This window comes from Niallia sp. HCP3S3_B10 (assembly GCF_052064465.1).
Classification (GTDB): Bacteria; Bacillota; Bacilli; order Bacillales; family Cytobacillaceae; genus Niallia; species Niallia hominis.
In genome coordinates, this window is record NZ_JBQHVO010000065.1 from 18,111 (window position 1) to 30,818 (window position 12,708).

9 protein-coding genes are annotated in these 12,708 nt (G+C 33.2%); 2 read left to right on the forward strand and 7 right to left on the reverse strand.

Features of this window, described 5'->3' with window-relative positions; all coding sequences use genetic code 11:
- Positions 1-207: 207 nt before the first annotated feature.
- On the reverse strand, positions 208-360 hold the full coding sequence (locus ACTNDN_RS20705; protein ID WP_164463770.1) for a hypothetical protein: 153 nt from the start codon (positions 358-360) through the stop codon (positions 208-210).
- A 264-nt stretch (positions 361-624) separates the two neighbouring features.
- On the reverse strand, positions 625-1,344 hold the full coding sequence (locus ACTNDN_RS20710; protein WP_441132029.1) for an ATP-dependent DNA ligase: 720 nt from the start codon (positions 1,342-1,344) through the stop codon (positions 625-627).
- Between the two features lie 326 nt (positions 1,345-1,670).
- On the opposite strand from ACTNDN_RS20710, the gene ACTNDN_RS20715 reads away from it, so the two are divergent.
- Together ACTNDN_RS20715 and ACTNDN_RS20720 are read left to right on the forward strand one after the other, a co-directional pair.
- Positions 1,671-2,852, forward strand: a complete 1,182-nt coding sequence (locus tag ACTNDN_RS20715; protein WP_441132030.1) for a hypothetical protein — start codon at positions 1,671-1,673, stop codon at positions 2,850-2,852.
- Positions 2,845-3,594, forward strand: a complete 750-nt coding sequence (locus ACTNDN_RS20720; RefSeq protein WP_441132032.1) for a hypothetical protein — start codon at positions 2,845-2,847, stop codon at positions 3,592-3,594. Before ACTNDN_RS20715 ends, ACTNDN_RS20720 begins: the two co-directional genes overlap by 8 nt.
- Here the strand turns inward: ACTNDN_RS20720 and ACTNDN_RS20725 are convergent, their stop codons facing one another.
- From ACTNDN_RS20725 to ACTNDN_RS20745, 5 genes are read right to left on the reverse strand one after another with little or no spacing between them, the layout of a single operon-like run.
- A complete protein-coding gene (locus ACTNDN_RS20725) occupies positions 3,595-4,239 on the reverse strand; it encodes a hypothetical protein (protein WP_441132033.1) in 645 nt (214 codons plus the stop codon).
- On the reverse strand, positions 4,239-4,787 hold the full coding sequence (locus tag ACTNDN_RS20730; protein ID WP_441132035.1) for a hypothetical protein: 549 nt from the start codon (positions 4,785-4,787) through the stop codon (positions 4,239-4,241). The genes ACTNDN_RS20725 and ACTNDN_RS20730 overlap by 1 nt, the downstream gene beginning before the upstream one ends.
- A gap of 16 nt (positions 4,788-4,803) precedes the next feature.
- The gene (locus ACTNDN_RS20735; protein ID WP_441132037.1) at positions 4,804-6,876 is read right to left on the reverse strand and encodes a peptidoglycan DD-metalloendopeptidase family protein; all 2,073 of its coding nucleotides are present in this window, start codon (positions 6,874-6,876) and stop codon (positions 4,804-4,806) included.
- A 6-nt stretch (positions 6,877-6,882) separates the two neighbouring features.
- A complete protein-coding gene (locus ACTNDN_RS20740; RefSeq protein WP_441132039.1) occupies positions 6,883-11,277 on the reverse strand; it encodes a hypothetical protein in 4,395 nt (1,464 codons plus the stop codon).
- A gap of 20 nt (positions 11,278-11,297) precedes the next feature.
- Positions 11,298-12,578 carry a VirB4 family type IV secretion system protein gene (locus tag ACTNDN_RS20745; protein ID WP_441132041.1) on the reverse strand — a complete coding sequence of 427 codons (1,281 nt, stop codon included), beginning with the start codon at positions 12,576-12,578 and terminating at the stop codon, positions 11,298-11,300.
- Between the last annotated feature and the right edge of the window lie 130 nt (positions 12,579-12,708).

The following is a 12,708-nucleotide window of genomic DNA, read 5'->3' on the forward strand; positions in this document are numbered from 1 at the left end:
TTTAGAGACATTGATTTTTTTGAGAACAGATAGACTCCTAATGGAATTTAGGCTTAAAAATTTGGAAGTAATGGTATCTAATTATTTCAATTCATAAGAATCGAAATTTTCGTAGTAAAGGTATATAATAATAAATAAGAATTAAACTAAAAAAACCAAGGAGCTAGAACTCCTTGGACAACTACTTACGAGTGGTATGCTAAATTGTTATTTAGAAGACCCACCCTTATGCTTCCGACGGCGCGGGGTGGGTTTTCGTTTGTTCTTCTTTTTGCTTGCAAAGCGATTTGCATAGCCTGCAGCTAGAGTAGTAAAAAAAATTTTTGCTACATCTTTGAGTAAGTCCAATACGAAATCCATTTGTATGTCACCTCCTTTCCCTCTTAGACAGGAAAAGAGTGCATACCACCCGCACCTATGTAGTTGTACCACCATTATATCACACCATTTTTTACAAAAACCCCTTACATTATGTAAAGGGTGTTAAATGATAAATTTTTGAAAGCTAGCACTTCTCATAAAACCTTTAGAAGTCAAACATTGATATTTAATTTCGCCCTTAAGAAGAGGTTCTAAATAAACAAAGTTCTTATCTTCTCCAATAATTAATTGGTTTGAAATACTTTAAAATGCTTCTCGTTCCTTTTTTGGAGCAAATTCTACAATTCCTCTAGCTGTATTTCCTTCTTTTATTAACCAGCCAAAGGTAGCCTTTCTATATCCATAAATAGTGCCATTCAAATATTGGTAGTTCTTAATTTTTTGAAATGCAAAACTCCGAGTGTCTAAAGTGTATTTCGATGATTTCTTCTTACTAACTATTCCCTCTAGACTAAGATCTTTTACTCTTTTGAATAAAGCTTCGCCATCTTTAAAGGATGGTAATGTTGAAATAATATGATTATTATTAATGATTGAATTTAATAAATCTAATCTTTTTTCAAGTGGTTCATGTAATGTAGATTTTCCATTATAGAAAAGAATATCGAAGGCAACGAAATGAACTGGGATAGTATTTGCTAAGTGGATGATTTTTTCTGGTTTTGAGGCTTGGAAACGTGTCATTAAGGCCTCGAAATTCGGTTTGGGTATTTCGCTATTCTTATCAAGAACAATCATTTCTCCATCTATTATAGCTGTTTGGGCAGAAAGGCTAATATCGAGTAATTCAATGTACTTTTTTGTAACCTCATTCCCATGTCTGGTGAAAATGATAATTTTACCATGATCGTAATGGAACAAAGCTCTATGACCGTCAAATTTCAATTGATGTATATAGTCATTCCCTTTAGGAATGTTTTCAGATGGTTGCAATAACATTGGTTTTAATGGGGTATTCAGCATTGATTTTCACCTCTTTTAATATGATAACAGAGGGATAAAAGCAATAAATAGAATGTTATTGTTAAAAGAGGAATAATGTGGACAAAAACAAAAAGTGCCCTCCTACTTAATCAGAAGGGCTTTTGTGTGGTGATTCATGTTGTTAAGACTTAATATATAACCATCCCGTGTATTTTATGTATTAAAAAAATAAAATGATTGGATGTAATGAAAATTTTTGTCTCTTTACCCTTACGTCCATTGACTACTTATTGGGTAATAATTTATAATTTAGTTATAAATGGTGTAATTTTTGTTTTGTTCATATAAAAGGGAGAGGGTCAGTTATGAATACGATACTTACATTCCTTAACGGTTTTGTACAATACCGAAGGGGGAAACAAACAGGCTTAGCTGGTTTGTTCGGACTTCTTATTTTTTTTCTGGCAGTTTACAGATGGGATATTACTTATCCAATTCTAGAATCATTAAGAATCATTGATTTTTTTGATAATTTAGGTTTGATTTATGAAGGTGAACCAGGAACAACGTTGTACGCTATAATGTTGTTTTTATCAAGAGCAGCAATAGTCATTATGATTTTCTTAGCGATTGCTTTAATTTTAAGCTTATTTTTAATAATTATTGGAACTTCAAATGTTGGGCAAAATATATTAGCGTATCTTGTATTAGCTATTATGGCACCATTAGCAGTTTTATGGATGATAGGATATGAGATTGCTTACTGTTTTGGATACCGTACAAAAAAAGAAAAAGCAGATGAAGAGTATGAAAAGTGGCACCAAGAAACTTATGGAGATCATTCGGACAAATATAAAGAAGAGCAATTAAAATATGAAGAATCTAGACTATCAGCTAATGATTTATTAAAAAAATATTGTACGACTTATTTTATCGAGGATACAATTAGTCAGTTAAATAAATTACCTATGTTAGGTGACACAATTTTCTTACTTGGTGAAACATATGATGGCAAACTATATATCTTAATGCCTGACCCTTTACTAAAATACAATAGGAAGATGGATATTGAATATAAGAGAGACTTTTCTACCCCTATTAAGGCTGTTCCTTTTTCGGTGAAAAATGTAGTGTTAGATAAAAAGGACCGTACAAACATTATGGAGTATACGCCTGATAAAATGGAGATTTCTTTACAAAGAAATCAAGCGTATAATGTAAATAGTAATTTAATTAAATATGAGTACTTAGTGGATATGGAATTTTCGGATTTCAAGTCTTTTTATATGCCTGAAGTTGAGTTGAAAGATATAAAACATTATATTAGCTCTTTCGGTAAAAGAAAGGATTATCGAACTTATTTAGAGGATAAAGTAGAAAAGTATTTTTCTCAAAAACAACATCTTACTAATTTCTTATATAAAGATATATCAAGCGAAAAATTTCATGAAGTTACTAGTGATCTTAGCGAATTAAATGCATCAAATGAGGATATTGTTAAAATGATAAATGATTCTCCCAAAATACTAGGAGTGAATAATGAATAAAGAAATATTAATAAAATTGTTAAGACCCCATAAAAAGCATTTAACAACGGTAGAGAAATGGGATGATTACGCGTCGAAGCATAATCTCCCTTCCTATTACTCATTAAGAAAGGTTTTTAGTGATTGGAACGAAATTAGAAGTGCTGTAGGAGCAAAGGTAAAAGAGAAATATGATCGAGAAAGCCTAATTAAAATTGGAAAAGAACATAAGGAACATGCAAAAACTATAAGAATGTGGAATGACTATTCCTCCGATAAGAGATTAGGTCTTCCCTCTCCTGGTCAAATTTTAACAGTTTTTAAAGATTGGTCCTCTTTTAAAAAAGCTATAGAAGTAGAAAATGAAAGATCTCCAAAGTATACAAAACAAAGGATAAAAGAAATTCTTGAGAAACATAAAGAATTCTTTGTTTCACGAGCTCAATGGGATATTTATGCATCAGAAAATAAATTACCGACTTATAAAACAATCAGAAATCATTATACGTATGAGGAGATATTACAGATTATAGAAAAGAAAAAAGTGTTTAATTTGTCTAAAGAAGAATTAATAAAACTCACATTAAAGAGAGAGTATTTTTATAAATTTCTTGAGTCCACTAAAACAAAATGGGATGAATTTGCAAGACAAAATAATTTACCCTCATCATATAAGTATATAAAAACCTTCGATACATGGTTAAAAGCTAAAGAAGAAATTAATAAAGCCTATTTAACAAAGTTAGAAGGTACGGAAGAGTAATTATTCCGTACCTTCTATTTGTTTTATTATATCCCACGCGGATGTTATTATAGAAAATGTTGAGTGACTATGCTCTGCAGAGTGAGAATATTCAGATGAGGATATGGAAAAATTGATTTTTTTTGAAATACCATCTTTGTAATGGATTTCTAATAATACTTTATTAGAATTAGGACCAAGTCCTCCTTTTGCATCTTTCAATTTCAGCCTTTCTATACTATCACTTCTAGAAATTCTATCTATTATTTCTTTTAACACTAACTCTTTGTCATCTTCTTTGGATTGAAATAAATCGCGTGAAAGAACTTCACTATCAAAGGCTGAAGAGAAATAATTAATGTTTTTTTGTAATATCCCTGTCATAAAATAATTGATGACGCTTCTCTCAGGAGAAACGTCACTATGTTCATGTGGTTCATAAAAACCTAAGTCTAACTCATCAATATCAATTTTTGTGCTTTTTTCAGCCCACTGCATAGTCTTTTCTTGATATCTTTCATTAAATGAGATTTCCTCAGCAACATCGTTTTGCATATCTTTTAAGTCAACGGGCGTAAGCTTTTGTGTAGAAGAAATACTAATATAGATGCCAATACAGATGCTAATAATAGAGAAACTAATAATCCAAAAATATTTCTTTTTCATTATTCCTTCACTTCTTCCATCGCTGCACTTGCCAGCTCTTCTCTTAGTATTTTCCATTGATTAGCTGTATTTGCCTGTTCCTTTTTTATTTCTATATACTCCTGCCTTAAAGTATCTTTATCAATGGTAGCATATTCATCAGTACTACTATTATTTGCACTCTCAATTGCAGTAAGTAATAGTTGATGGGAGCGATTGACTAAAACGATAAGATTTTGGTGAGCCTCAAATAGTTCTGGATTGACATCTAGTGCTTCTACATTGGAAACAAGTTCATTTGATTTTTTGATTGTTTCTTTCATGATTGTGGTAAATTGACTATTACTTACTTCTTGGGTATATAGACCATCTAAAGAATTATTGAAATTAGTTAAAATACTGGTCATTTCAGTAATATATCCCTGTAACGATTCATCATATTCGATAAGGTAGTTTATATTATCTTCAGTAACTTTTATGTTTGCTTTAGAACTTGAAGAGCAGCCGCTTAAAAATATAACTAAAACCAAGATTAAAAAAGAAAATCGTAGTTTACTAGTTGCTTTCATTTTCTCACCCCTATAATTAAAATTTGATATATAAAGCAGGATTTTTAGCATTTGCTTTATTAGCTGTCCAGGCTGGCGAATGGATTTCAAAGTGTAAGTGAGCTCCAGTGACCTCTCCAGTACTTCCCATATACCCCAGAAATTGTCCTTGTTTCACTTTTGCGCCTGCTGATACAGCCCTATTTTGCATGTGAGCATATACTGTTTCGTATTTTTTTCCATCTATTACATGTTGAATGTATACAACATTTCCATAAGAACTACTTAAATAAGATCTATTAACTACTCCATCTGCTACAGCATAAATTTTTACGTTGGATCTACCGCCCAATCCAATATCTATCCCATAGTGATTCGTGCCCCATCTTGGACCAAACCCAGATGTAACACCACCGGTAGTTGGACGAATAAAACTTCCTGGATTAAGTTCGGGTGAATCGGTACCGCCACTATATGTAGCACTAGTTTTGAACTTTTCTGCTCTTGCTAATACATCGTTGACATACCAATCTGCATGGTTGTATTGGTAAATTGCTTTTCTTTTATCTGTGGAATAACCGTTTTTTGATAAATAATTAGCTGCGGTATAGATAGCATCTTCTAATGTAAAAGGATCTGCTTTACCATCATTATTACCATCTACTCCATATCCTCCACCTGCTTTAATAACATTCAGATTTGTATAATTAGTAGTGATTGCAACTCTACCACCACCAATATTGTATTTCCAGCCTGCCCATGTAGCAGGAAGAAACTGCATATGACCAACCGCCCCAGCATAAGAAATCATTGGTTGTATGGTACTAAAAGTAGTCTCCTTGCTATGTATAGCAGCAAGTGTATACCAATGAACGCCATACTTTTTCTCTGCAGCAAGGTATATAGGCATATATTGAGGAGGAACCCCAGCCCCAGGAATTATGTCACCATCATAACTAATATCATCAAACCCATATACTCCGCCATTACCTTTTAACCAATCAATATAATTAATATTCCCTTCTAGGAAACTATAATTCGCTTCTATAAGCATTTTATCGTCTAATCCCATATCCATTGAGTTTAATATAGCATCGAAATTTGCATAATCTTGTTTTACTTGTTTGCTAGATTCAAAATATTGCTGCCTAGTTTTGGTTGTTGTTTTTATCTCTATAATTCTTTCAACTTTAACGGTTTTTGTTTTTAGAAGGTACACTTTAACATAACCTGAAGTGTTAACATTATATTTTGTTTGTCTTGTTTCTTCAGCTAATAGTGACTTCCACGTTTTACTGTTTGAATTAAAAAATGGATAGTATGGATCCGTTTGATCTGCAAGATATGCAGGAACATCTAATGCCTTCCAATAGTCCACCTTCTTATTTTCTTTTATTGTTTTATGGGTGATGACTGTATTTGATTTCCATGCTGTCACTTTTGGTTTATACGTAAATATAGTAGAACCATTCCAATATTCAACAGAATTCAATTTAGTCACCATATTTTTTGTATGTTGAACTTTCCCTACGTCGCATTCTTTTCCTTCTTCACAAACAGTTACTTGCTTTTCTTTCCATTCATCATATTGACCATACTCAAATTCAGGAGCAAGTTTAGTTGCCATGTTTTTTATTATTTTTTTGGTTTGAGAAAGGCTATAATCTTTTTGTTCAAAAAAATCTAACATTATCGTGGATGATATCAGTCCTTCTGGCACACGATAGGGTCTTTCTAAATCACTTTTCATGTTTACAGTTGCTTCTGACTGTTTCTTGATATATTCTTGTATTTTTGCATCATCACCACTTAATTTGTCATCGGTTGTCCAAAAAAATGACAAGGCGACAGAAATGATGACAGTTAAAATTATTATTCCTAAGGCTATTAAGATTCCTGGTATTCCTATTGTTCCAACTAACCAAGCCACTATTTGTTTTAGTACTTTCAAAACAACTTTGGCTGCAACTTTTATTGCTTTTTTTGCAACAGCAGCTGCCTTCTGTTTAATTTTTTTTGAGAAGGGTTTAGATAATAATCTACCTAATCCCTTCATGCCATTAACTAACTTTTCATTTAGGTTATCTTGAGCGTTTTTATTATTACTCATAAATTATCACCTTAATGAGCTAGTAAATGCTTTATTTCTTTGCATTTCCATTTGCTTTCTTACAAAATTGCGCTTATTGGGTACAGAATAAGCCATTAAATCTTCTGGTTTTAGAGATGTTGTGAAATCACTATCAGTATCACTAAAAGAAGGAATTAATTTTTTATTTCTTACTTCGCAATTAGCGGTTATTGTCTTTTCATGTTGTACCCTTGCGTCCCCAGGTCCGTAAGGAGAAATGCGGTAAGTATTGCCGTTTTTGGTACCTGTCATATAACTTCTATTACGATCCACAACCATTTTGATATTTGCCATTTCGTTAAGAGCATCTTTCATATAGTACTGGCCACTATCGACTAATTGATTATAGCTTTGTACCTCTTGCACCACTCTAGGTGTTCTCTTCGTATTGTGGTTGGAAAATAACTTATTAGGATTAACATTAATTTGTGGAGCAGTTACTTTTCCACCCCCACTATCTAAAGAGTAAGAAGAACTAGCCGTCATTAATTGACCATCTTTAATAGTAAGATCTTGATAAACTACTTGATTATTCTTTAAACCTGAGTGACCTGAAGCCATTCGTGAAACAACCTGTGTTTGACCAGTTTTATCTCTAACTTGAACAATGGTATTTTTACTATCAGTTACCATTTGGATAGCACCTTGTGCAATTTCTGTTTGGCCATTATCTAATGTAACTGTTTCAGCCATATGAGCTACATCTGAAATTTCTTTTATTTGTTTATTAACAGAATTATTATATGGATTAAACCCTTTTAAACCCAAAGCTTTTGTATTAGTCATGTTTGGAGCGGCATATTTGGCCATAACTTGATATCCTCCTACACCAGCGACAACACCACCAGCATAAGCCACTGCATTTCTAAATTTTGCTTGTTTTTCTACTAAATTGGTTGGAGTATATGATTTGAAATCACTAGTAAAAGCCTTCCCACCTTCAATAATACTATCTTTTGCAAGAGTAGCTTTTTCACTTAAGCTCGTAATATTTGGTTTTTGGGCAATATATGAAGTTGCCATTGTATTTCCAAACGACTTAGTAGCATGACCGATTCTTGTATCTCCAACAAATTGACTTGCTTCTTTAATACCAGATGCCCCTATGACACCTTGAACGATTCCATTTCCTATTCCAGTAGTAACACGTGCAGCAGAATTTTGAATAATCCTTTGCCCCAATGGAATGTTAGATGGTATAAATTTTTGTACAGATGAAATAATCTCTTGCGCTTTCCCGCTTGAATCAAAATTTTGATATGCTTGAGCACGTGGTAGATTACTAGTAGATGCAAAGCTTTCTCTTGCTTCATTGATTTTCATACTTGCGATTTGATTTTTAACGTAAGGAGCATTCACTTCACTACCTGAATACATAGAAGAACCTTTAACAGAAGCTACTGCATCTCTTACATTATTAATAGAACTAATTGATTTTAACCCTTTATCAACTTGAGCAGTTGATCCTATACTTGTTTGAACTTGTTGAGTAATAGAATTCATACCTGCAGTGTTATTAGAACTAATTCCCATTTCTTTCGCGATAGATGAAGTTACTTTACTAATTTGAGAAGGAGAACCATTAAGAACCGCATTACCGTTATCTCGAATAATATTACTTATACTTTGCTGTTTTTGTTGCAATTGATTATTCCATGCTTTTTGCTTTTGCTGAGTATGGTTCGTTACCATTTCAGTTGTTGCATTAGCAGGAAGCGGATTTGATTTGTCAAAATTTTGCATGAAAGCTGCTTTGTTGTCTTTTGCCCAAGTGGATGCTAGAGCCTCAGTAGTTTTACTTACTTGTGAACTAGCGACTTGCGCTGAAGATAATCCACTTTGTACTTGTGTTGAGATTGCACTCATTTTATTATTATCAGCTGTATTTATTCCAAGTTCTTGTGCAATGGATTTTGTAACATTTTCTAATGGAACTTTTTTACCGCTCATGATCGCGTTACTTTGACTACTCAATATATTTCCGATGCTTTGTTGTTTTTGTTGTACTTGATTATCCCAAGCTTTTTGCTTTTGTTGAGCGTGGCTTGCTTTCATCTCATTAGTAGCATTAACAGGGAGCGGGTTAGATTTATCAAAATCTTGCATAAAGCTAGTTTTATTATCTTTAGCCCAACTTGATGTTAGAGATTGAGTAGCGCTTGACACCGGATTAGGTGTATACACATTATGAAGCTGATCAGCTATTTGCCCCATTTTTTCTGTGTTATCGTTAACTCCCATAACGGAACTTATATCTTTTGCCATTTGGTTTGTGAATTGCTGATTCTTTTCTTGTCCATTTCTTAATTTTAAATTCCCATTACCAAGAACATTTGCAATACTCTTCTGTTTATTATCAATTTCATTTTTCCATGCTTCTGCTTTAGCGTTTGAGTGAGCATCCTTTTGTTCAGCAGTTGCATTAAGAGGTAAAGGATTTTTTTCATCGAAGTTTTTCATGAAAGTATCTTTGTTGGTTTTTGCCCAATCTTTGGCTAGACTAGTGCTTGTTTTTGCTATAGCGTTGTGTGATATCCCTCCAGCCATTCTTTCAGCCATTCTTTTTTCAAAGTCCTCTTTATTAATGTAACTATTATTAAGAGAAGAACCATTACTTACATCTTTAGCTACATCCTTTGCTAAGTTTTCAATAGATCCTTGTTTTTCTTTTATTTGTGATTGCCAAGCATTATCGCGCGCATTTTGATGACGTGATATGTCTTCTTTACTTGCGTTTAAAGGAAGAGGATTTTTTTGATCAAAATCTTTCATAAAGGAGTCTTTATTATTTTCAGCCCATTTATTTGTAAGATTACTAGTTGCGTTTTTTACTAAAGAAGAAGCATTTGCATTTTTACCTTCTTTGCTCTTAATCCCCGCAACTATTCCTCTTGCTTCATTTAAAAACCCTGCTTTTTTTGAGGCTTTTTCATTATCCCAAGCCTTATTTACAGCTTCAGCATGAGCATCTGGAAACCGTTCCTTAAAGTCTTTTTTAAATCCTTCTTCATTTTCGTTTGCCCAAGCTGTAGCTTTTTCATCAGCAATAGTATTAGCCAGTTGTTCGTCAGCAGCTTTACCAGCATTATTGATATCTTTGAACCCTTTAAATCCATTTTTTAAAAATGATGCTCCTCTGTTTGCAATCATATGTGTTCCGGCAGCTCCCACTCTTCCTGCTAGACCACCAGCTACACCACCAGCATGAAAACCAACAGTTGAACCAGCTAAAACACCCATCGGTCCAAGACCTGATCCGGCTAGTGCACCTGTTGCACCGAATACAGCTTTACCACTTCGAGACAATATGTTTCCTGGTTTTAACATCTTTTCAGCGTTGGCCGTAGTACCAGTATCTGTACCTGTGTTTCCTCCCAAGGTTTTTTTGATATCTCCTATTGCATCATTTTCTTCTGCATTATCATTTGCATTTCCAGAATCTTTCCCGTTACCTCTACCCATTTTTTTCGCATTAAGATAACCTCTTTTAATTGCATCTGATACTGATGTTCCTTCTAATGCTCCTTTAGCCGCCCCATACATACCAACTAAGGCTGAACCACCCATCATTGCTGCCGCTTTGGAGAAACCATCATTCATCTTCCCTCCTAGCCCGATTAGTGCTCTTATAGACTCCGTTACAGGAATAAAGATAATCATTAAGATAACAGCTTCAATTGGGTTTGCTCCTCCTACCATAACGGCCATTATGAAATATACCGCTGCGTGTATGGACTGAACAAATATAGTTCCGATTAATTCCTTAAACCAAGCAATTGTGATACTTTTCGTTTGAGGTATTAAGAAAAACATCAACATTAGCGGTCCCATAATTAACAAAAGCATAAGGGTGAATTTTCTCATGGAATAATAGAAAAATGCCCAAATACACAGACCCACTTTAACAATAGTGATTCCCAATATACCTAAAACCCCTCCAGGATAAAGGGACAGCTCTATAGAACTTTTCAAATTTATTAAATCTATGTCAGAGCCAAACAAACCAACTATTGCCTGATTAGTTAGAAATAGTACCGCATAAATGTTGTATAAATTCGCAAAAAGTACGACTACTAATAAAAACTCTTTAAAATATTCAATTACATAGGTTCTATTAGAAGGGTTAATACTTGTAGAAGATATTTTCATACCTGCCATTACTATACTTATTAATAAAACAGTAACTCCTAAGGCCATAAAACTATTCATGCCTGGTGTATATACCTTTGTAATTTCATTTTCTGTAAATGTTAAGAAGGCTAAATTTTCATCCCCACCAAAGATTAAGTTTTTTAATGTAGGGAGTTTTTTAAAAGGAATTGCTATCCATTCTCCCATTTGAGCAAAAAGTCCGGATATAAGTTCCTGGATTTTATTCAATTTAAGATCACACCTCCTTTCTAATAAAAGCTACTAGCATTTTGTCTTTGTCTTTGCATTGTTTCTTCATATACCGCTTCATTAGATTCAATAAAGAATAACTCTTCTTTACTAGGATTTGTTCTTAACCATACGGAAGATTTACCTACTCGTAAAATCCCTTCACCCTTATCAGGATTACCGAATAGAATGTTTATTTCTCCCTCAGACAGGTCAAAGTTTTCCTTAATAGCTTTTAAATCTAATTTACTTTGTTTTAAGAACATAAAAGAGTAAGTGTTTTGTAGTATGCCACGTGCTTTCTTATTTTCAACAAAGCGAACAAAATCCTGACTCGCAAGTCTTAATCCAGCATTACGTTTTCGGGACCGTCTTGCCATTTTTTCAAGAAAATTAACTGTTTGCTCTGAATCAATTAATGTCCATGCTTCGTCTGCGTAAACAAATTTCTTTAACTTTGCATTATCCAAACTCTTAACAAAGTGTTCCCATGTATAGTTTAGAAGAACGTGATAAGCGATCGGTCTTAAAAATCCCTCTTCCATTTGGCTAATGTTGAAGTTAACGAGTCTAGCAGATTCCAATGATTGAGTTACACCTTTTCCTAGGAAGGTTTGTCCATCGAAAATTGGTTTACTACCAGTTCTCAAGAAAGGTTTAATGGCAGCGATTAATCTAAATGCTCTTGGTTCCTCTCCATATTTTTCTATTAAGTAATCATTAACATCACTTATAGTTGGTTCTGGCTTTCTAACCATTGATTGGACAATCTGGTTATCAATTGTTGATACATTGTTTTCGAATAAAGAATCAGGATGAGAGTTTATATTCAATTTTTCATGAATAACATACTGAAGTGCCTCTTCTAAATAATTTCTTTCAAAAACATCTAAACCCTCAGCCTCTTGGTTTTTACCTCTACAAATAATGTCAAAGAAATCTATTGCTTCATTAATTTTTTCTCTGATAGGTACAAAACGAATATACGTTTTTCCATCTTTTTCAATAATTTCTTTTTCATCGCTTTCTTCAATCAAACTAAGTTCTTCATCCCCATCTTCAAAGGGAATATCGGAATAGTTTAATGCAAGGGGATTTATACATATATCTTCTTCCTCATTAATATTTAGATTAATTCCACCTAAACGTTTCGTAATCTTAACAAATTCTCCCTCAGGATCTATTAATCTAGCGTATACATTAGCTCCTGTTAGTTCACGAGCGATTAAGAGTTTAAGAGTAACGGACTTACCAGATCCAGAAAAACCCGAAATAAACATATTATAGCCTGAATTATTCATAGAAAATCATTAATTGGTTACAATCGTTATTCCAATAAACTTTTTTGTTAAATGTTAATTCACTTGATAAATGAAAAAAGAATCCATTTCTGATAAGGTTAAAACAACGACGAAATAACCACAGAAAGGA

Coding starts and splice junctions, on each gene's coding strand:
- ACTNDN_RS20745 (WP_441132041.1), bottom strand. CDS start 12,578: ATGAATAATTCAGGCTATAATATGTTTATTTCGGGTTTTTCTGGATCT.
- ACTNDN_RS20720 (WP_441132032.1), top strand. CDS start 2,845: ATGAATAAAGAAATATTAATAAAATTGTTAAGACCCCATAAAAAGCAT.
- ACTNDN_RS20705 (WP_164463770.1), bottom strand. CDS start 360: ATGGATTTCGTATTGGACTTACTCAAAGATGTAGCAAAAATTTTTTTT.
- ACTNDN_RS20715 (WP_441132030.1), top strand. CDS start 1,671: ATGAATACGATACTTACATTCCTTAACGGTTTTGTACAATACCGAAGG.
- ACTNDN_RS20710 (WP_441132029.1), bottom strand. CDS start 1,344: ATGCTGAATACCCCATTAAAACCAATGTTATTGCAACCATCTGAAAAC.
- ACTNDN_RS20735 (WP_441132037.1), bottom strand. CDS start 6,876: ATGAGTAATAATAAAAACGCTCAAGATAACCTAAATGAAAAGTTAGTT.
- ACTNDN_RS20725 (WP_441132033.1), bottom strand. CDS start 4,239: ATGAAAAAGAAATATTTTTGGATTATTAGTTTCTCTATTATTAGCATC.
- ACTNDN_RS20730 (WP_441132035.1), bottom strand. CDS start 4,787: ATGAAAGCAACTAGTAAACTACGATTTTCTTTTTTAATCTTGGTTTTA.